At 71.6% G+C, this 19035-nt stretch carries 19 protein-coding genes and 1 tRNA gene; 13 read left to right on the forward strand and 7 right to left on the reverse strand.

All coding sequences use genetic code 11. The features are described from left to right. Window position 1 precedes the first annotated feature (1 nt). Entirely contained in the window at window positions 2–1126 is a 1125-nt protein-coding gene (locus AB0368_RS13480) for a DUF5931 domain-containing protein (RefSeq protein ID WP_366154118.1), read from the reverse strand. On the opposite strand from AB0368_RS13480, the gene AB0368_RS13485 reads away from it, so the two are divergent. The 3 genes from AB0368_RS13485 to AB0368_RS13495 all read left to right on the forward strand — a co-directional run bounded on the left by AB0368_RS13485 (window position 1125) and on the right by AB0368_RS13495 (window position 4080). Continuing rightward, a complete protein-coding gene (locus tag AB0368_RS13485) occupies window positions 1125–1574 on the forward strand; it encodes an ATP-binding protein (RefSeq protein ID WP_366154119.1) in 450 nt (149 codons plus the stop codon). The two genes, AB0368_RS13480 and AB0368_RS13485, sit on opposite strands and share 2 nt — an antisense overlap. A 98-nt stretch (window positions 1575–1672) precedes the next feature. Then, entirely contained in the window at window positions 1673–2746 is a 1074-nt protein-coding gene (locus tag AB0368_RS13490; RefSeq protein WP_366154120.1) for a family 16 glycosylhydrolase, read from the forward strand. 107 nt (window positions 2747–2853) lie between these two features. Then, on the forward strand, window positions 2854–4080 hold the full coding sequence (locus AB0368_RS13495; protein ID WP_366154121.1) for a family 16 glycosylhydrolase: 1227 nt from the start codon (window positions 2854–2856) through the stop codon (window positions 4078–4080). Window positions 4081–4128: 48 nt separating this feature from the next. Here the strand turns inward: AB0368_RS13495 and AB0368_RS13500 are convergent, their stop codons facing one another. Together AB0368_RS13500 and AB0368_RS13505 are read right to left on the reverse strand one after the other, a co-directional pair. Then, entirely contained in the window at window positions 4129–5373 is a 1245-nt protein-coding gene (locus AB0368_RS13500; protein ID WP_366154122.1) for a chitosanase, read from the reverse strand. Between the two features lie 23 nt (window positions 5374–5396). Continuing rightward, the gene (locus tag AB0368_RS13505; RefSeq protein ID WP_366154123.1) at window positions 5397–5651 is read right to left on the reverse strand and encodes a hypothetical protein; all 255 of its coding nucleotides are present in this window, start codon (window positions 5649–5651) and stop codon (window positions 5397–5399) included. 97 nt (window positions 5652–5748) lie between these two features. On the opposite strand from AB0368_RS13505, the gene malQ reads away from it, so the two are divergent. The 3 genes from malQ to AB0368_RS13520 are packed head-to-tail and all read left to right on the forward strand — an operon-like array spanning window position 5749 to window position 8113. Further along, the gene (malQ, locus tag AB0368_RS13510; protein ID WP_366154124.1) at window positions 5749–7698 is read left to right on the forward strand and encodes a 4-alpha-glucanotransferase; all 1950 of its coding nucleotides are present in this window, start codon (window positions 5749–5751) and stop codon (window positions 7696–7698) included. Next, window positions 7695–7874, forward strand: coding sequence for an antitoxin (locus AB0368_RS13515; protein WP_366154125.1), 180 nt, complete (start codon window positions 7695–7697; stop codon window positions 7872–7874). The genes malQ and AB0368_RS13515 overlap by 4 nt, the downstream gene beginning before the upstream one ends. 59 nt (window positions 7875–7933) lie before the next feature. After that, window positions 7934–8113 (forward strand): antitoxin, encoded by a 180-nt coding sequence (locus tag AB0368_RS13520; protein WP_366154126.1) that lies wholly within the window; start codon window positions 7934–7936, stop codon window positions 8111–8113. Window positions 8114–8134: 21 nt separating this feature from the next. Here the strand turns inward: AB0368_RS13520 and AB0368_RS13525 are convergent, their stop codons facing one another. Then, window positions 8135–8521 carry a hypothetical protein gene (locus tag AB0368_RS13525; RefSeq protein WP_366154127.1) on the reverse strand — a complete coding sequence of 129 codons (387 nt, stop codon included), beginning with the start codon at window positions 8519–8521 and terminating at the stop codon, window positions 8135–8137. A 176-nt stretch (window positions 8522–8697) separates the two neighbouring features. On the opposite strand from AB0368_RS13525, the gene AB0368_RS13530 reads away from it, so the two are divergent. Then, window positions 8698–9612, forward strand: coding sequence for an anti-sigma factor RsbA family regulatory protein (locus AB0368_RS13530; RefSeq protein WP_366154128.1), 915 nt, complete (start codon window positions 8698–8700; stop codon window positions 9610–9612). On the opposite strand, the gene AB0368_RS13535 is transcribed toward AB0368_RS13530, so the two are convergent. After that, on the reverse strand, window positions 9609–10856 hold the full coding sequence (locus AB0368_RS13535) for a DUF1501 domain-containing protein (RefSeq protein ID WP_366154129.1): 1248 nt from the start codon (window positions 10854–10856) through the stop codon (window positions 9609–9611). The two genes, AB0368_RS13530 and AB0368_RS13535, sit on opposite strands and share 4 nt — an antisense overlap. Window positions 10857–10861: 5 nt before the next feature. Next, entirely contained in the window at window positions 10862–12307 is a 1446-nt protein-coding gene (locus AB0368_RS13540; protein ID WP_366154130.1) for a DUF1800 domain-containing protein, read from the reverse strand. A gap of 83 nt (window positions 12308–12390) precedes the next feature. On the opposite strand from AB0368_RS13540, the gene AB0368_RS13545 reads away from it, so the two are divergent. Further along, window positions 12391–13242, forward strand: coding sequence for a fused MFS/spermidine synthase (locus tag AB0368_RS13545; RefSeq protein WP_366154131.1), 852 nt, complete (start codon window positions 12391–12393; stop codon window positions 13240–13242). 128 nt (window positions 13243–13370) lie between these two features. Further along, a complete protein-coding gene (locus AB0368_RS13550; RefSeq protein ID WP_366154132.1) occupies window positions 13371–14513 on the forward strand; it encodes a translation initiation factor 2 in 1143 nt (380 codons plus the stop codon). Window positions 14514–14600: 87 nt separating this feature from the next. On the opposite strand, the gene AB0368_RS13555 is transcribed toward AB0368_RS13550, so the two are convergent. Continuing rightward, entirely contained in the window at window positions 14601–15398 is a 798-nt protein-coding gene (locus tag AB0368_RS13555) for a pentapeptide repeat-containing protein (RefSeq protein ID WP_366154133.1), read from the reverse strand. A 199-nt stretch (window positions 15399–15597) separates the two neighbouring features. Here AB0368_RS13555 and AB0368_RS13560 point away from each other — a divergent pair, with 199 nt between their 5' ends. The 4 genes from AB0368_RS13560 to AB0368_RS13575 all read left to right on the forward strand — a co-directional run bounded on the left by AB0368_RS13560 (window position 15598) and on the right by AB0368_RS13575 (window position 19026). Beyond that, window positions 15598–16668 (forward strand): lamin tail domain-containing protein, encoded by a 1071-nt coding sequence (locus tag AB0368_RS13560; RefSeq protein WP_366154134.1) that lies wholly within the window; start codon window positions 15598–15600, stop codon window positions 16666–16668. Between the two features lie 78 nt (window positions 16669–16746). After that, complete coding sequence (locus AB0368_RS13565; RefSeq protein ID WP_366154135.1) at window positions 16747–17514, forward strand: enoyl-CoA hydratase; 768 nt, start codon at window positions 16747–16749, stop codon at window positions 17512–17514. Window positions 17515–17571: 57 nt separating this feature from the next. Continuing rightward, window positions 17572–17645: transfer RNA gene (locus AB0368_RS13570), tRNA-Met, on the forward strand. Between the two features lie 466 nt (window positions 17646–18111). After that, a complete protein-coding gene (locus AB0368_RS13575) occupies window positions 18112–19026 on the forward strand; it encodes an NBR1-Ig-like domain-containing protein (protein ID WP_366154136.1) in 915 nt (304 codons plus the stop codon). Window positions 19027–19035 lie beyond the last annotated feature (9 nt).

Genomic DNA, 19035 nt, shown 5'->3' on the forward strand with positions numbered 1-19035 from the left:
CCTACGGCGTGCGGGGGACGGTCAGTTCGACCTCGGTGCCCTGGCCGGGCGCCGAAGTGATGCGGACCGTGCCGTCCAGGTCCGCGATGCGTCCGCGGATCGACTGGGCGACCCCGAGGCGGCCCTGGGACTCCGCCTCGGTGAGCCGGTCGGGCTCGATGCCGCACCCGTCGTCCCGCACGCTCACCGTCACCGACGAGGGTTCGTCCTCGACCAGCACCCAGACCTTCGTGTCGGGCGCGCAGTGCCGGGTCACGTTGTCCAGCGCCGCCGCCACGGCCGCGGCGATCTCGGTCGCGCTGCGGGACGGCAGGCGGACCGCTCCGGCGGGTGCCGCGACCGACACCGTGGTCGACGCGTACGGGTCCAGCAGCGTCATCAGGTCGACGTCGGCCCCCTCGTCGACGGGTTCGGCGGTGCGCCCGGTGACCAGGGTGCGCAGCGCCGCCTCCTGTTCCCCGGCGAGCCGCGCGATCTCTCCCGCCTCGCCGTCGAGGCCCGCGCCGCGGCGTTGGACCAGCGCGAGGACCTGCAGGACGGAGTCGTGGATGTCGCGGGCGAGGCGTTCGCGTTCCCGGGTGGCCGCCTCGAGCTGGATGGCCCGTTCGAGGCGGCGCTGGGAGACCTCGGCGATGCCGACCAGGTAGCCGACGGCCAGGGCGGCCAGCAGCATCAGCACCGTGCCGGTGAAGGCGGCCTGGTCGTAGTGGTTGCGCACCGCCAGGTCGGTGGCACCCATGGCGAGCGCCGCCACGATGCCCCAGCGGCGCCCGCCGGCGACGGCCCAGGCGATGACCGGGGCGACGTGCCAGGCGACGGCCAGGGTGGGTTTGCCGTCCTTGAGCGCCTCCGGGCCGACGATCCAGGCGCTGGAGGCCATCACGGCCATGGTGACCAGCAGGTCGGCGACGAGCAGCGGCGCCTTGCGGCGGGCCGGTACGGCGTACGCGTACGTGGTGAAGACCGTCCAGCCGGCGGTGAGGGCGAGCACCGGCCAGGCGAACATCGGGCGCTCGTACGCCCCGACGTTGCGGACCACCAGGATGGCGACGTAGACGAGCGCGGCGATGCGGTACACGGCGATCGCGCGCCACAGCGGGGTCTGCAGCCCGCTCGATTCCGCCATGGGGCTGACCCTACTCACCCAGCGAAATGATCAGGATTCGCTTACCGTCGGAGGCATCGCTGAATTGCTCGTCTCCGAGGCGTTCGACCGCAGCCGGGTCACCGCACTGCGGCATGTCGTCGCGACCCGGGCCGGTGAATCCGGGCTGGGCGGCGACCGGCTGGCCGATTTCGTCGTCGCCGTCAACGAGTTGCTGACGAACGCCGTTCGGCACGGCGGCGGCACCGGGCACGTCGCGGTGTGGTGTGCCGAGAACTTCGTGATCTGCGAGGTCACCGACCACGGCGCGGGCCTGGGGGCGATCCGCCCGGACAAGCCTGCTCCCGACGAGCCGGGCGGCTGGGGCCTTTATCTCGTCCGGGAGCTCACCGACACATTCGAGATCAAAACCGGCCCCGAGGGCACAGCGGTACGTATCTCCAGCCGTACAGGGAATGAGAAAATCTGAATGTTCTTGTAGTTTCACGGACGAGTACTTGACCTTTCCGCGGGAATCTTCTTAAGTCCTCCTGACGCAACAGCCTCACCGCCCCCGGAGGTCCCCCCGTGCCGCGACACAGCGCGCAGCAGCAGCCCGCCTGGCTGCGTCCCCGAATCGTCGTCACGCTCGCGGTCGCGACCGCCGGTCTGGCCACCGCCATCTGGCTGCCGACCCGTAACGACACCGCGGACGCGTCCGAGCGGAACCGCTCGGGCTGGGACCGCAACCGGACGTCGTCGTCCGATCGGTTCTCCGATAATTTCCGCGGCGACGAGGGCAGCACCGTGGACCCGGGCAAGTGGGTCCTGAACACGGGCCGGCTGGACAACGGGCTGACCTTCCGGGAGAGCACCCGCAACGCCCAACTGGACGGCGACGGCAATCTCGTGATCACCGCCCGCGAGGGCGACCGCAGCGGGCTCACCTCGGCGCGGCTGGTCAGCCGTGCCACGTTCCGCCATGAGTCGGGCCGGGTCGAGGCGCGCGTCCGGGTTCCCGAGGGCGACGGCCTGCGGCCGGTGTTCGCCCTGTACGGCTCGGGACGTCCGGATTCCGGCACGATCGACCTGCTGGCGGACCCGGTCACGGACGACGACTTCCACACGTACGAGGTGAGCTGGACGCCGGAGTCGATCACGCTGTCGGTCGACGGCGAGACGGTCCGCAAGGTGGCGGCCCCGCGCACCGAGACCGCTCAGCCGTTCCGGCTCGTGCTGACGCTGGTGGTGACCGACGCCGACGAGGCCGACCTGCCGGCGCGCATGGCCGTGGACTCGGTGAAGGTCGAATCCGCGGATGCGGCCGAGGAACCGTCGACGCCGCCGACGCCGTCATCGTCGGCGTCGGAGGACCCGGCCGGCCCGCCGTCCGAGGACCCGACGACGCCTCCGTCGGAGGACCGGACCACGCCGCCGGCCGAGGAGTCGACCAGCCCGCCGGCGACCACCACGCCGCCGACCCAGGCGCCGACGACCCCGCCCACCACCGCGCCGGCGGCGAAGCCGTGGAAGGCGTTCACCGTCTACGTGAAGGGCGACGTCGTCAAGTTCAAGGGCGACCGCTACCAGGTGCTGGAGGCGCACACGTCGCTGCCCGGCTGGGAGCCGACCAAGCTGCCGAACTTGTTCAAAAAGCTGTAAGAAGTGTTATCCGGGGGTTCCGGAACCAGTCTCTCTTGACTGGTAGCAGTGCATTTGTAAACACTGCTTAAATATTAACAAACCTCTTCCCCCGGAGGCACATCCCCATGCGCAGAGCGAGGATCCTGCTCGCCGCGGCGATAGTCGCGGTCTCGGTCTCGGGCGGCCTGGTCGCCGTCTCCCGCAACGACACGGCCGCCGCGGCGATCGGCGGCATCACCTGGTCCGATGAGTTCAACGGCGCGTCCGGCGCCTCGGTCGACCCCGCCAAGTGGAAGTTCGACATCGGCGGCAGCGGCTTCGGCAACAACGAGCAGCAGTACTACACGAACTCGACGAACAACGTGCGCCAGGACGGCCAGGGTCACCTGGCGATCACCGCCCGGCGCGAGAACCCGGCCAACTACCAGTGTCACTACGGCACCTGCCAGTACACGTCCGGCCGCATCCTGACCGCGGACAAGTTCAGCCAGACGTACGGCCGCTTCGAGGCCAGCATCAAGATCCCCAAGGGCCAGGGCATCTGGCCGGCGTTCTGGATGCTCGGCGGCAACAGCTGGCCGAACACCGGCGAGATCGACATCATGGAGAACGTCGGCAACACGCCCAACACGGTCTACGGCACCGTGCACGGCCCCGGCTACTCCGGCGCGGAGGGCATCGGTGGCAACCGCACCCTCGGCGCCCCACTCGGCGACGCCTTCCACAACTACCGGGTCGACTGGTCCCCCAACCTGATCGTCTGGTACCTCGACGGCGCCGAGTACTTCCGCGTCACCCCGTCGAACCTCGGCGGCGACAAGTGGGTGTTCGACCACAACTTCTTCATGATCCTGAACGTCGCGGTCGGCGGATACTGGCCGGGCTACCCGGACGCCACCACGCAGTTCCCGCAGACGATGCTCGTCGACTACGTCCGCGTCTCGGCGTGGAACAACGACGGCGGCGGCAGCGGTGCGGCACTGAAGTCGACCTTCAGTGGCCGGTGCATCGACATCCCCGGTGCGAACCCGGTGGACGGGGCCCGGCTCCAGATGTACGACTGCAACAACTCCGCCGCCCAGAAGTGGTCGTTCGAGGGTGACGGCACGCTCCGCGCGATGGGCAAGTGCATGGACCCGGCCGGCGGCGCGCTCGGCAACGGCACCGCGATCCAGCTGGCGACCTGCAATGGGAACCCGGTGCAGAGATTCACCCTCTCCGCCGGGGGCGACCTGGTGAACGTCTCGGCCAACCGCTGCATCGACGTCAAGGACTGGAACAGCGCCAACGGCGCCCAGCTCCAGCTATGGGACTGCGGCGGCACCACCAACCAGAAGTGGGCGAAGGCCTGATCCGACGGAAGGCCGGTGACCCGCGGAGGGCTGCCGGCCTTCCGGCTGTCAGGAGGTGACCGAGAAGCGGTCGCCGTAGACGCGCCAGGTCAAGGGCGCGTTCAGGTCGAGGTTGTCGGCGCGCAGGAACGCGCGCTGGGCGGTCTCGACGCGGGTGACGTCGCTGTGGGCCTCTTCGGTGCGCATCTCCGCGACCCGGGCGTCGAGGAAGGCGTTCAGCCAGGCGGTCTCGTCGCCGCCCTGCATGGGGGTCTTCGCGACGCGCATCGCCGCCGCCCGGATCTCGCGCAGCCCCGACATGCCGTGCATGACCGCCGCGTCGTAGTAGGCGAACTGGCCCAGCGCCCGCAGCCCGTCCGAGGTCGCCAGCGTGACCGCGGGATCGAAGTACATCCGGTCCCGCTCGTCCTCCTGCGTCTTCTGGAACACCGGGTCGGCCGCGGCCGCCTTCCAGGCGGCGGTGAAGCCCGGATCGAGGCCGGCGTGCGAGGCCGAGCCGTCCACGGCGCGCAGGGCCGGGAGGTACTTGGCGAGCTTGTTGCCGGGCATGCGCCGGGTGTACTCGGTGACCACCGCCAGCATGTCGGAGGTGCCGGAGCAGAAGCCGACGATGCCTGCCGTGTAACCGCGCCCGTCGCCGATGTCCTCGATGTAGCCGAACTGCCGGCGCCAGTCGAGCGTCGAGTTCTCCGCGCTGGAGACGAGCTCGAACGCGCGTTCCCTCTTGCGCGCGTCGGTCAGCCCCGCGGCGGCGGCGGGCACCGCGGTCGGCGCGCTCGTCACGGGTGTCGCCTTGACCGCCGGGCCCGGCCCGTACACCTGGAGCTCCCGCAGGGAATAGCCCGACGCCCAGGCCCGCTGGGTGGCCAGCAGGCGCAGGAAGCGCCCCGATCCGCTGAGCCGCTTCAGGTCGTCGGTCCCCCCGTCGCCGCCGGTCACCCGGGTCAGGTCGGTCCAGCGGGTGCCGTCGGGCGAGAGCTGCAGACGGTACGCCCGCGCGTACGCCGGATCCCACACGAGCCGCACCCGGGTGACCGCCTGCTGCCGGCCGAGGTCGAGGCGCAGCCACTGCGTCCCGGCCGGCGTCGAAGTCGCCCAGCGGGTGGTGGTGTCGCCGTCGACGGCCATGATCGCGGTGCGCGCCGTGTCCTTGGCGCTCGAGCCGAGAACCGGGTGGTTGCGCGAGAGCAGCACGTCCGGCGCTGCGTCCGCGGTCACCGAGATGACCAGCGGAACCGTGCACAGCGCCGCGACACCCACGCCCAGCGCGACCGCTTTCGCCCGTATTCCCACCCTTCGAAGGTAGGGGCGCGGGCTCAGCGGCGTTTGCGGTTCCGGGAAATCAGGACGACCGCCAGCACGATGCCCGCGACCACGGCCAGGCAGCAGAGACCACCGACGATCGGGAAGAAGCCGAAGCCGCTGCGCCGGCGGCGATACTTCGCCGCCTCCACCGCGAGCCCGTCGACGCCCTTGCTCGCCGCCCACGCGTGCACCGGCACCACGAGGGTCAGGACCGCGCCCGTGACGGCCGCACTGAGCCGGGCCCACCACTTCACTGCAGAAGACATGCGCCCAAGTCTGGCCGAGCCGCGCAAGACCCGCCTCCCGGGACTAGGACTTTCAGGGCAGGGTATGCACGGAAACACCGATGACGAGGGGGCGTGAGTGGACGCTGAGCTGACCGCACTGGCGGAGGCGCACGGGGTGGCGACCTGGTACGAGGACTGGCATCGCGAGCGCCGCGACGTGTCTGCCGAGTCGGTCACCGGGGTGCTGGGGCTGCTCGGGGTCGACGCGACGACGCCCGGGTCGATCCGGCGGGAGCTGGCCGCCGTCCGAACCGCGCGCGACGAGCAACGCCTGCCCGGAACCGTGGTCGTCAAGCACGGTGCGGCCCGGCCGCTGCCCGGCTCCGGCACCGTCCTGCTGGAGGACGGCACGTCGCGGGAGGTCACCGGGATCCCGGACGACCTTCCGCTCGGCTGGCACCGGCTGCGTACCGGCGGGCAGGAGGTGACGCTGGTCGTGGTGCCGCCCCGGCTGCCCGAGCCGCCGGAGACCTGGGGCTGGATGGTCCAGCTCTACGCGCTGCACTCGGACGCGTCCTGGGGCATGGGCGACCTCGGGGACCTGCGCACGTTCGTCGAGGGCAGCCACGGTGCCGGGCTCATCCTGCTCAACCCGCTGCACGCGATCACGCCGACGGTGCCCGTACCGTCGTCGCCGTATTCGCCGTCCAGCCGGCGCTTCTCGAACCCGCTGTATCTGCGGGTCGCCGACACGGATGCCTACCGGCGTGCGGATCCGTCCCTGCGGGAGCGGGTGGACGCGCTCAAGCCGGACCCCACGCCGAACGGGTTGATCGACTACAGCGCGGTGTGGGCGGCGAAGCGGGCCGCCCTCGAGCTGCTCTGGCCGGCGGCCGGCGAGGTGGATCTCGACGCCGACCCCGGCCTCACCGACTTCGCCGTCTTCTGCACCCTCGCCGAGGAGCAGGGCCCCAACTGGCAGGAGTGGCCCGAGCAGTTCCGCCGGCCGGACACGGCGGAGGTGCGCGCGGCACGCAAGGGTGACCGCGTCGCCTTCCACGTGTGGTTGCAGCAGCTGCTCAATGAGCAACTGGACGCGGCCAACGAGGCGGCCCGGGCTCAGGGCATGCCGGTCGGCGTGGTGCACGACCTCGCCGTGGGCATCGATCCGAGCGGCGCCGACGGCTGGCTGCTGCAGGACGTCCTGGCCGCCGGGGTGCACGCGGGCGCGCCCCCGGACGCGTTCAACCAGCTCGGGCAGGACTGGGGCCTGGCCGCGTGGCGGCCCGACCAGCTCATCGAGACCGGGTACGCGGCCTACCGCGACATGCTCCGCCGCATCTTCCGGCACGCCGGCGGCCTGCGAGTGGACCACGTAGCCGGCCTGTGGCGGCTCTGGTGGGTGCCACCGGGCATGGGGCCGGACGAGGGCACGTACGTGCACTACGACCCGGACGCGATGCTCGGCATCCTCGCCCTGGAGGCGCACCGGGCGGGAGCAGTGGTGATCGGCGAGGACCTGGGCACGGTGCTGCCGGTGATGACCAAGACGCTGGAAGAGATGAACATGCTCGGCTCGGCGGTGCTGTGGTTCACCCGGGACTACAAGAACGACCCGGACGAGGGCTACCTGCCCGCCGCGCGCTATCCCCGCAACGCGCTGGCCAGCATCTCCACTCACGACCTGCCGACCGCCGGCGGCTTCCTGGCCGGGGAACAGGTCCGGGTACGCGCCGAGCTGGGCCAGCTGGCCGGTCCGGTGGAGGACGAGCGCGCGTACGCGGAGAAGGACCGCGGTCAGCTCCTCGCCCGCCTCACCGAGGAGGGCCTGGTCACGGCGTCGAGCACGCCTGAGGAGATCGTCGTCGCGATGCACGAATTCCTGGCGCGGACCCCGTGCCGCTTCGTGACCGCGGCGCTCTACGACGTCCTGGGCGAACTCGACCAGCCGAACCTGCCCGGCACGACGGACGAGTACCCGAACTGGCGAATGCCGTTGCGCACTAGCCTGGAACAGATCGTGGCGGACCCGCGGATGGCGCGGATCGCCGAGGTGCTGAGCGCGAGGAAGGGCGGTGCCCGATGAGCTTCCTGGACAAGGCGAAGGAGTTCGCCGACAAGCACGACAAGCAGGTCGACCAGGTGCTCGAGAAGCTCGGGGACGAGGTCGACAAGCGCACCGACCACAAGTACACCCAGCACATCGACCGGGGCGTCGACGAGGCCCAGAAGCGCACGGGAGACGGAGACACCCGGCCCTGAGGTTTCCCCGCGCCGCTGCCGGGAAGCTCATGGGCGTTCGCTAACGGAAGGACGACACCATGGGCTTCATGGACCAGGCCAAGGACTTCGCCGACAAGCACGACGAGCAGGTGGACCAGGGCCTCGAGAAGGCCGGCGACCAGGTCGACCAGCGCACCGGCAACAAGTACTCGGACAAGATCGACCAGGGCGTCGACCAGGCCCAGGCCCGTACGGGCGAGGGCGACACCCAGCAGTGATCCGGCGCCCCGCCGCTTGCCCTAGACGGCGAGCGGCGGGGGCGGCGGATCGTCGTCGAGCGCGAACAGCATCGGGTGGACCGACAGCCGGTGGTCACGTTCCCGGCAGCGCGCCGGCGGCAGCAGCGACGAGCGGTGTTCCGGGTGTTCCGAGCAGTGCCGCATCGCCCGGCTGACCGCGTCCCAGTGGTGCCGGCCGCCGCCGTACTCGCCGCAGTTGGCGCAGTCCCAGCGCCAGTACGCCGGCCCCTCCTCGGACTCGTGCCGCCGGATCTTCAGCGGCGGCCCGGCGCGGTGCTGCGCGGCGGCGAGGATGGCGGTCATGTCCCCGGCCGGTGGCGGTCCGGACGGCTGTCTCGGCCCGTCGCCGATGATCTCGGCCAGCGCGCTGGTCCCCGTACCCGACACTCTTCACCCCCGCAATCGTTGAACGCGCCCAGTGTGGAACGGGCCGCGGCGAGTGCAGGGGGTTTTCATGTTTCCGGGCTCCGCTTTCACCCGCAGCGGTGCTCCGCGCCTGGTCGGCGGTTCCGTCGAGGACCGAATGTTACGGTGGTCGATCGGCGGTGCTCGGAGGTGGCGAGGTGGTGTTCACCCACTCGGCGTTCCTCTACGACGCCGATTCCGCGTACGCGACCACCCTCGGCGACTTCGTCCGGGACGGCCTGGAACGCGGTGAGGTGGTGGCGGTCGCCGCCGGCCCGCGCGGGATCGCCCTGCTGCGCGACGCCCTCGCCGACCATGCCGGCTCGGTGCGGTTCCTGCCGGCCGAGGAGTGGTACGTCCGTCCGGTGCGGACCATCGCCGGCTGGGCCCGGATCCTGCGCGCCGCGGCGGCCGGGGGCAGCCCGTTCGTGCGGCTCATCGGGCAGATCCCGTACGCCGGCCCGTACGACCCGTGGCTGCGCTTCGAGTCGGCGCTGAACCGGAGCCTGGCGGAGCTGAACGGGCATCTGCTGTGTCCGTACGATCGCCGGGTCCTGCCGACCGCCCTGGTCACCGCCGCGATCCGGACCCATCCGCGGGTGCACGACGGCGACTGGCACGACAGTGCGACGTACGAGTCGCCCGAGGTGTTCCTGGCCGGGCTGCCGGAGCCGTTCTGGCCCGTGGCCGGCGAGCCGGTCCTGGCGGCGCCGATCGACGACGCCGTGGCCGGGCTGCGGGCCCGGATCCGGGAGGCGGCCGCGGCCGGCGAATGGCTGCCGCCCGACCGGGTGCAGACGCTGGTGCTCGCGATCAGCGAGATAGCCACGAACGGCATCCGGCACGGCGGCAGCCACCGTGAGCTGCGCATCTGGGTGACCGCCGACGCCGTGGTGGGCGAGGTGAGCGACGATGGCACGCCGGGTCCGGGACCGCTGGCCGGATACCTGCCGCCCCGCCCGGGCGAGGTCGGCGGCATGGGCCTGTGGCTGGTCCAGCAGCTCTGCGACTCGCTGGCGATCCATCAGGGCGACGGCGTGACGAGGGCCCGCTTCGCCCTGCTCCGCGGCTAGTTGGCGCGCACCAGGCCGAGCGTGGACGGCTTCACACCAGGAAAGACGCGGGCGACGTCGGACACGCCGCAGCGGGCCCGGAGGATCTCCCCGATGACGGCCCGGTAGTCGGTGGTGACGGCCAGGTCGCCGGCGACGAGCCGGCTCGCCGACAGCCCCGGCCAGCGCCCGTACACCTTGCCGCCCTTGACTCCGCCGCCGAGCACGAACATGGCATTGCCGTAGCCGTGGTCCAGCCCGCCCGAGCCGTTCTGGGCAACGCGGCGGCCGAACTCGCTGACCGTGATCAGCGTGACCCGGCCCATGCCGGCCGGGCCCAGGTCGGTGGCGAACGCGGCGAGAGCGTGGGCGAGCTCCGCGAGGTGGTCGTACATCCGCTTGCCGGACGTCGCCGTGCCCAGGTTCTCGTGCATGTCCCACTCGCCGTAGTCGACGCAGGCGCTCATCAGTCCGACGTCCGACTTCACCAGGCGGGCCACGTCGCGCAGCGCCCTGCCGAGCTCTGTGTCCGGGTACGCGGCGCCGTTCGCCGGCGTGTACCCGGCGGCCTGCAACTGCCCGGCGGTCGCCAGCGCGGAGGTGGCCGTCGCCGCCGTACGGGCGAGAGCGTCCGGCGCGTCGGCATAGAGCGCCGCGATGGTCTGCGCCATCGGACGGTTCGTGGACTCCCCGGAGAGCACGAACTTGTCGACGGACTTGAGGTCGAGGTCCGGCGCGGGTCCGACGAGCACCCGGGCCGGCATCGCACTGCCGACCGAGACGGCGTCGAAGGCACCGCTCGCGCCGAGCCCGCCCACCATCCGGTCGAGCCAGCCGGTCCGCAGGGTGGTGCCCGGCGCGGCCCGCTCCAGCTCCTCCATCGCGGAGAAGTGCGACCGGTTCGGCGCCGGCTGGCCCACGGCCTGGACCGCCGCCAGCTTTCCGCTCTTCCAGAACGGCAGCAGCGGCGCAAGCGCGGGGTTCAGCCCGAAGGCCGCGTCACCGCCGATGAGCCGCGCCTTGGGCACGGCGATGCCGGGACGGGCCTTGTAGTACGCGGGGTCACCGTGCGGCACGACGGCGGAAAGCCCGTCGAAGCCGCCGCGCAGCGACAACAGCACGAACACGTCGCCCTGATAGCCCGGCGACGCGTAGGCGAGCTGGGTCGACAGCAGCTCGCCGGCGAGGCCCGCGAACACTCCCGCCGCGCCGGCCCCGAGCAGCGTGCGCCGGCTGATCGTGCAGCCGCAGTCCTGGTCAGCCATCACGGTCACCTCAGCGCGAAGTAGGGAGAGTCGAGCACCAACGCCACCAGGTACGGGAACAGCCATCCCGTCACGCCGTCGGTGGCCTTGAGCGGGCTGGCGGGGGTCTTGCCGTAGAACGCGGCGAGCGCGGCGGTGTGCTGGGGTGCGAGGGTGCGCCCGACCAGCCGGGTCGCCAGGGCGTCGATCAGGGCGCCGTACGTGGCCGGCAGGGTGCTGCCCACGAGCTCCTTCAGCAGCGACTCCGGCCGTTGCAGCGTGGTCGGCCACCACCCCCCGGTGATGTTCAGGTGGGCGTTCCACCGGGTCACCTGCGTCGACGGCGAGGCCCAGGCGGTCGCCACGTCCGGATAGCCGTTCGGTGGTCCCCAGGCCAACGGCGCGTTCCCGGCCGCGTCGATGGTCCAGTAGAGCGCCATGAGGCTCTTCGTCCCGGACGCCTCGGGCCCGTACCCGAGGGTGCGCACGGTGGCGACGACGTCCTCGTACGGTGTCCGCGTCTTGGCGCCGACCGAGGCGGCGAACTCGGCCGAGGTGAACAGCGCCCGCAGCACCGGCACGATGGCGCTCTTGTTGTCCAGGTAGACCTTCGTCAGCTTGGTGACCAGCGAGGCCGGCGGCACGTCGGCGACGAACCGTACGCACAGCTTGGTGGCGATCCGCTTCGCGGTGCGGGGATGCAGGGCCAGGTAGTCGAGCATGGCCAGGGCCGCCGCCTGGCCCCCGCTCGCGGTCTTGTTCGCATGCCGGAAGCCGAGCACCTTGACCGCGCCGGTGGCGTGGCGCCCGGCGTCGTAGACGTAGCGGCCGGTTTCCCAGCTGGCGGTGAGGCCGGTGAGCAGCCGGGCGGCGTTCTTCACGTCCGACTCCGTGTAGCCGAGCCCGACGGTGTGCAGTTCGAGCAGCTCACGGCCGTAGTTCTCGTTCGGCGCCTCGCGGGTGGAGAAGCGGTTGTCCAGGTACATGAGCATCGCGGGGTGGCGCGCACTGGCCTTGAGCAGGTCGGCGAAGCGGCCCAGCGCGTGCGCGCGGATGACCCTGCGGTCGTAGTCGGGGCGGTTGTCCCAGACCTCGCCGGCCGGGCAGGCGATGTGCAGGTGGTTGGACCAGAAGGCGACCATCATCTCGTACAGCTGGCGCTCGCTCCAGATCGCCCGCGAGAGGGTGGCGGCGGCCACCTCGAACATGGCCTCCCAGCCGTACATGGGCAAGGAGCCGGCGCGGGCCCGCGCGCGCACGCTGTCGATGGTCAGGCCGCTCAACGGAAGGCGGGCGACCATGCCGTCGGCGAGCTTGTCGCCGATCGCGACCGGCTTCAGCTGCCGCTCGAGCCACGCCTTCGCCCCGAGGCGGTGGATCTCGGCGGTCGAGGCCGGGGTCGGACCGTACGTGGCGCGGCGCAACAGGTGCAGCAACGGGTCGCCGGGCAGGAAGTCCGAGGGTGCCGTCACGTCATCGTCGTCGGCCGCCGGTCGGATCTTTATCGGGTTACCGGTCCCGTGCTCCCGAACCGCAACCGACGTACTGTGCAGCCGTGGCACAGCGCAGGCGAGGCGAGCGACGCGTCGAGACGGTCGGCTCCGGGGTCGCCGAGCTGGTGCCCGACCCCGACCGCCCGACCGGGTGGACCCTGCTGCTGGACGGCGCGCCGCAGTCGCACGTCGACCTGGGCGACCCGACGCACCTCGAGTTCGAGTACATCCGGCGGATGGCGGCGGCGATCGACTTGCTCGCGCCGCCGGGAGCGCCGCTGCGGGTCCTGCACCTGGGCGGCGGGGCGCTGACGCTGCCCCGCTACGTCGCGGCGACCCGGCCGGGATCGCCGCAGCGGGTGGTGGAGATCGACGGACCGCTGGTCGACCTGATCCGCACGGCACTCCCTTGGGACACCAAAGCAAAGCTCCGGGTACGGGTGGCAGACGCGCGCGAGGCCGTCACGGGCATGCGCGACGCCGGGTACGACCTGGTGATCGTCGACGTGTTCGCGGGCGCGCGCACGCCCGCACACCTGGCGTCGGTGGAGTTCATCCGCGAGGCGGCGCGGGTCCTGGCCCCCGGCGGGTGGCTCGTCGCCAACGTGGCGGACGGGCCGCCGCTGAACCACGCGCGTACCCAGGTCGCCACGATCCGCGAGGTGCTGCCGCAGGCCTGCCTCGTGGCGGACGCCGCCGTGCTCCGCGGCCGCCGCTTCGGCAACCTCGTCGTCGTCGCCGGGCGTACGCCGCTGCCGGTGGCGGAGCTGACCCGGCGGGCGGCCGGCGACTGGTTCCCGGGCCGCGTGGAGACGGATCTGGACCGCTTCACCGGCGGTCGCGCCGCCGTCACCGATGCGGACGCCGTCGCATCCCCGGCGCCGCCCGAGGGACTGTTCAGCACGAAGACCTAGACACGAGTACGGCTCGCGTGGACCGAAGGTTCAACCGATTCAGCACGCTCGTGCCGTCGTGTCGCCATGCGAAAATTTGACAGTGCAACGACTTGTCTCGGCATTCCGTATCCGGATCTAATCGAGGAATGCTGGACCAGCACCCGCAGCCGCTGCCCGATGCCTTCGGTCCGCTCCAGGGTGGGGAACGGGCCCTGTGGCGAGGCCGCTGCGCCGTCGCCGAGTACGCGTTCGACCGCGCCGCCTCCTTCCCCCGCTGGACGCTCCCCGAAGCCACCGAGGTGCTCGTCACGGACCGCCGCCTCGGGTACGCGTACACGTCCTCGGAATCCCCGGACGACCTGGAGATCACCTCGGGCGAGCTGCGCTGGCTGTATCCGCAGCACATCCGGGTGCAGCCGGGCACCCGTACGCCGGGCCGGGCCGCGTCCGCCACCCAGATCCAGCTGGTCTGCGGCGGCGCCGACGGATCGTTCCCGGCGCTCGTGCTCGCCGGCGGCGACCTGGCCGAGGTGGGCGACGCGGACCGGCTCGCGAACATCCTCCGCCACGCGATCGCCCGCTTCCGGGTGGACAACGCGGACAAGCTGGGCCTGGCGACGCCGCAGGCGCGGATGCTGTCCCGGCTGCTGATCGGGCCGGAGTTCAGCAACTACCAGGGCGGCGAGGGCCAGACGGTGTCGCTGCTGGGCGCCCTCCCGGTCCCCCGCCAGGCCCCCGCCGACCCCCTGCCCTCGTCCGCCGCCCCTCAGCCCTCGCCGGCCGGCCCCGAGCCCGCCGTTTCTCGGGCCGAACGCGCCGCCGAGCCTGCTGGGTGGCGTCCGGTGCAGCGTGCGGGCCACGCGGAGGTCGCCGCCTGGCGGTCGGATCTCGCCGCGCACGACACCCCCGTGGCGGGTCGTGCCACCCTTCCCGGACCCGAGCCGGCCAGCGGCGGGAGCGGGCGGCTGCCGGGCTACCGGCCGGGGATGGCCGCCGACGAGGCGCGGGCCCTTCAGGCCGCCGCGGCCGAGGAGGCCACCCAGCTCGCCGAGCCCGACCTGGCCTCCCGCGCCGCCGATCTCGCATCCCGGGTGGCGCACCTGGTCGCCGGGGAGCCGGAGTCCGCCGTGGACCGCTCCGACCAGCCGACGACGGACCTCACCGCCCGCGCCGAGCGGGTCCGGCGCGCCGCCGCCCGCTTCGCGGCCAACTCCGCCAAGGGCAAGAACGGGACGCGCCGCCCGGACCAGGAGATCGGCACCACCACCCGCGGCAACCGCCACCACTGAGCGCCGGCGGGCCGATCGGGGTCGGAACCATCCTCCTGCCGGCCGGCGGGCGTCGACACCGGACACGTCGCGGCCGGCGCTCGACGCTTACCGCCGGTCCCCCGCCTTCTCCGCGGGCAGGCGCGTGGCCCCGTCGGTCACCGCCGCCCGCACCTGGGACTCGGTCAGGAACAGCGCACCGCTGAGGTCCGCCCCCCGCAGATCCGTACCGCGCAGGTCGGCACCCGTGAAGTCGGCCGTCCGCAGATCGGCGTCCCGCAGGTCGGCGCCGATCAACACGGCGCCGCGCAGGCTGGCGCCGCGCAGGTTCGCGCCCCGCATCCGCCGCCCGATCAGGTTGGCTCCCCGATGGTCGGCGCGCCGCGGCCCGGCCCCGGCACGGGCCAGTTCGCTCGCCTTCTGCAGCAGCGGGTTCACCTTCCTCCGGTACGCGTCCAGGTCGAGCGCGAGCAGGTCGTCGGGCGTACCGGTGGTGAGCGCGATCGTCTCGTCCCGCGCCGCCCGCAGTCTCGGGTGCAGCCGGTGCGCCGCCGCCAGATCCAGCGCCTGAGTCACGTACCAGAGAAGTTCGTGGATCTGACGCATCACCGGGAGCACCGCGAACATCCGCCCGGCGATGCCGGGCGTGCTCCGCCAGTCGCGGCCGCCGAAGGTGACCTGGCTCACCTGTTGCCCGGCTCCGAAGCAGTCGAAGACGACGCAGCCCGGGAAGCCCTTCTCCGGCAGCCGCTCGTGGATGCCGCAGCGGAAGTCGTCGCGAAGGTTGGGGCAGGCCCGCCCGGCGGGCTTGTCGATGGCGAAGTCGGACGACTTGGCGAAGGCCGGCGCGACGCAGCAGAGCCCGGCGCACCGTGCGCAGTCGGCCCGCAGCACCAAATCGGTCATGCGCCTACCCTAGTGCCGCCCGATCCGCGGCTTTTTCCCGTTACGTGGCGTCACCGACCCTGATGACGAAGGTGACTCGACGTCGCCACCGCGCTCAGCCAACCGGCTGATAACCAGGACCGACAGGACGGGTGACTACGGATAGTCATGATCCCTAAGCTGCGATGACCGCCCTCGACGCTCAAGGAGACTCTCGCTGATGCGTGCACGCAAGACGGCCCTGTTCGCCGCCCTCGGCTGCGCCGCCGCCCTCGGCCTCGCCGCCCCGGCGGCCGCCGCCGACGCGCCCACCATCTCGGCGCCGGCGAGCCGCCAGGGATACGGACCCATCACCCTCACCGGGACCGCCCCCGCGGGCGCCACCGTCGCGCTCTACGAGTCGGCGTACGTCTGGAACGACTTCTACCCGTCGCCCGACTACGCGACCGGTGGCACCATCACGACCACCGCGAACAGCTCCGGCAATTGGTCGCTGAACCGGATCGTGGACTCCGGCTTCCTGTTCTACGTGACGGCCGGTGGCGCCGAGTCGAAGCACATCGCGGTCGCGATGGGCATCGTGCCGACGATGACGATGACCGCCAGCGACGGCACGGTCCACGTCAATGTCTCGGCCAACCCCACCCAGCCGGGCCTCCGCGTGCACATCCAGCGCGGCGCGAGCGGCGTGTGGAGCGACGTGGCCACCGGCAACACCGTCGGGGACGCCTCCATCTTCTCCACCACCCTGTCCGGCCAGGGCTCGGGCACGAAGTCCTACCGCGCGGTGATCGACGGCGACCCGGAGAACAACCTGCTCAAGGGCCAGACCGAGACCGTCGAGATCAACGTCGGCAGCGGCGCGGGCAGCGGCGGCGGCACGACCCCCACGCCGACCACCCCGTCGGTCGCGGCCGGTGACATCCAGTTCAGCAAGATCCAGTACAACTCCCCGGGTACGGACACCGGCAGCAACACCAGCCTCAACAACGAGTGGGTCCGCCTGACCAACAAGACGTCGCGGACGATCAACCTCAAGGGCTGGACCGTGCGTGACCTGGCCGGACACGTCTACACCTTCTCCAGCGACTACAAGCTGGGCGCAGCCAAGTACATGTACGTCCACACCGGCAAGGGCACCAACGGGCAGCCGGACTCGAAGCACCGCTACTGGAGCCGCACCAGCTACGTGTGGAACAACGGCGGCGACACCGCGTACCTGCGGACCAACACCGGCAAGTCGATCGACTCCTGCAAGTGGGGCAACGGCAGCGGCGTCACGTACTGCTGACCACCTTCCCACCGCTGCGGCCCCCGGCTCCCCCCGCCGGGGGCCGCAGTGTTTTCCGGGTGCGCGATCATGTTCTCCATGCCCTCTCTGCCGGTGACCAAGGTGCTTCGCGACCGTACTGAAGACGGCCGCTGGACGATCACGCTCAACGACCCGGACCGCCGCAACGCGATCGACCCGGAAGTCCGCGACGGCCTGATCGCGGCGATCACCGAGATCGCCGCCGACCGGGACGCCCGCACCCTGGTCATCGCCGGCGCCGGCCCGGCCTTCTGCGCGGGAGCGGACCTCCCGGCCATGTTCAACCGCACCGGCCGCTCGGTCGCCGACATCCGCGCGGACCTGCACGAGATCTACGACAGCTTCCTGCGCGTCCTCTCCCTGCCGATCCCGACCATCGCCGCGATCCAGGGCCCGGCGGTCGGCGCGGGCCTCAACCTGGCGATGGCCTGCGACACCCGCATCGTCGGCCCGCAGGCGCAACTCATCGCCTCGTTCACGAAGATCGGCCTGCACCCAGGCGGCGGCTGCACGTGGTTCCTCACCCGCACCCTCGGCCCGGAGCGGGCGATGCAACTCCTGCTCGACGGCGGCAGCGTGGACGGCCCGGAAGCGGTCCGCCTCGGCCTGGCCGGCACCCTGGCGGAAGACCCGCTGGCAGCGGCCCACGAACGAGCCGGACGCTGGGCGGCCCTGGACCCGACCCTGGCCCGCGACATCAAGACATCGGTACGCATGGCGACGACGTCCGACCTCGCCACGAGCGTCGAGTTCGAGTCGTGGGCCCAGGCCTCCTCGGCGACAGGCCCGGCGATCCAGGAGACGGTGGCCCGCTTCCGCCGGTGAGGAGAAACACTCCGCCCGACGGGGCTCGGGGCGACCGTGCTAACGTTGCCGAACCGACGCGGGGTGGAGCAGCTCGGTAGCTCGCTGGGCTCATAACCCAGAGGTCGCAGGTTCAAATCCTGTCCCCGCTACTAGGTCAGATCGGGGCCTCTCGAATATCGAGAGGCCCCGATTTGCGTCTCCGGTTCCGTGTGTGCGCTGGGCCGTAGGGCTCGTTCAGCCTGGCTGGGCGACCTCAGCGTCCCCGTGCGCGCTGAGGTCGCCCAGTCCAGAGGCGTACGGGGATCAGACGAGGTCGCTGAAGTTGTTCCAGCCGGTACCGATCTGACGCACGTCGCTGTACGGCCCTGGGGCCACGAAGATCGCTACTACGGCGGTCGTATCGGGCCGCGCCGGCCTTCCACGCAGGACGCCCGACTGCGGGGACACGAACGCCTGTGGCGGGCGAGTTGTCTCATGGTCGATCCCTTCGATCGCCGCGGGTGCCGTGACGATCGGCGGCGGTGTACCCACCACGCTGCTGCAGCTCAGCCCCCGTTCGGTAGCCTCTGACGCGTTCGAACAACACCTTCTGACGCCTCTGACATGGAGTTATGGATGGATCACGAGGTCGGAGCCGTCGACGGGTCGCGGTCTCGGACAGTCGCGCAACAGTTCGCCGAACAGCTGCGGGCGTTGCGCGATTCGGTGGGCGATCCGTCATTCCGTGCGATGGCGGCACGGTCGGGACGGATCTCGCACACGACGCTGTACGAGGCGGCGGCGGGCCTGCGCTTCCCGTCGTGGGAGACGACCCGCGAGTTCGTTCGCGCCTGCGACGGCGACGAGGCCGCATGGCGGATCAAGTGGAAAGACGCGCAACGCGGCGACACGCCCGCCCCCGAGACGCCGGACGTCACCGCGACGAGCGGCCCGACGGTGACCGTCGGTCGGTCACGGTCGACCGACACCGAGAGCGGGACAACGATCGTGGGCGGGGAACCGAGCCGGACCCGGCTTCGCGCGTTCGCCGGCGCGGCCGCGGTCGTGCTGCTCACCGCGGCCGCCATCCTGAGCGTCGGCGCGATCGTGCTGCACCGTCGCGGTCAGGCGGCGACGGCGTCTCCGGCCGTCTCGGCGTCCGCGCCGGCCACCGGCGCCGACCGGTCCGAGCCGCGGATCCCGGGTGACGCCAGCATGTTCGTGGCCGACGTGACCATCCCCGACGGCACCGTGGTCAAGACCGACTCAACCTTCGTCAAGGTGTGGGCGCTCGCCAACACCGGGTCGGTAGCTTGGCACGGCCGGTGGCTGGTGCCGGAGCACCCGTCCGGGCCGGACGACAGTTGCCAGGTACCCGAACGGGCAGCGATCGGCGACACGTTGCCCGGCGAGCAGGTAATGATCAGCGTCCGCGTCACGACGACAAATCGACCGGGTCAGTGCTGGGTCAGCTGGAAGATGGTCGACGAGCGCGGGCAGTTGTACTTCCCGAGCCACCGCCCGGTCGTCTTCCTCGTCAACGTGGCCTGAATCCCGGGC

Source organism: Actinoplanes sp. NPDC051475, from assembly GCF_040689425.1.
Classification (GTDB): Bacteria; Actinomycetota; Actinomycetes; order Mycobacteriales; family Micromonosporaceae; genus Actinoplanes.

Coding starts and splice junctions, on each gene's coding strand:
- AB0368_RS13485 (WP_366154119.1), top strand. CDS start 1,125: ATGGGGCTGACCCTACTCACCCAGCGAAATGATCAGGATTCGCTTACC.
- AB0368_RS13555 (WP_366154133.1), bottom strand. CDS start 15,398: ATGACCGATTTGGTGCTGCGGGCCGACTGCGCACGGTGCGCCGGGCTC.
- AB0368_RS13520 (WP_366154126.1), top strand. CDS start 7,934: ATGGGCTTCATGGACCAGGCCAAGGACTTCGCCGACAAGCACGACGAG.
- AB0368_RS13495 (WP_366154121.1), top strand. CDS start 2,854: ATGCGCAGAGCGAGGATCCTGCTCGCCGCGGCGATAGTCGCGGTCTCG.
- AB0368_RS13535 (WP_366154129.1), bottom strand. CDS start 10,856: ATGGCTGACCAGGACTGCGGCTGCACGATCAGCCGGCGCACGCTGCTC.
- AB0368_RS13565 (WP_366154135.1), top strand. CDS start 16,747: ATGCCCTCTCTGCCGGTGACCAAGGTGCTTCGCGACCGTACTGAAGAC.
- AB0368_RS13515 (WP_366154125.1), top strand. CDS start 7,695: ATGAGCTTCCTGGACAAGGCGAAGGAGTTCGCCGACAAGCACGACAAG.
- AB0368_RS13550 (WP_366154132.1), top strand. CDS start 13,371: ATGCTGGACCAGCACCCGCAGCCGCTGCCCGATGCCTTCGGTCCGCTC.
- AB0368_RS13480 (WP_366154118.1), bottom strand. CDS start 1,126: ATGGCGGAATCGAGCGGGCTGCAGACCCCGCTGTGGCGCGCGATCGCC.
- AB0368_RS13560 (WP_366154134.1), top strand. CDS start 15,598: ATGCGTGCACGCAAGACGGCCCTGTTCGCCGCCCTCGGCTGCGCCGCC.
- AB0368_RS13575 (WP_366154136.1), top strand. CDS start 18,112: ATGGATCACGAGGTCGGAGCCGTCGACGGGTCGCGGTCTCGGACAGTC.
- AB0368_RS13505 (WP_366154123.1), bottom strand. CDS start 5,651: ATGTCTTCTGCAGTGAAGTGGTGGGCCCGGCTCAGTGCGGCCGTCACG.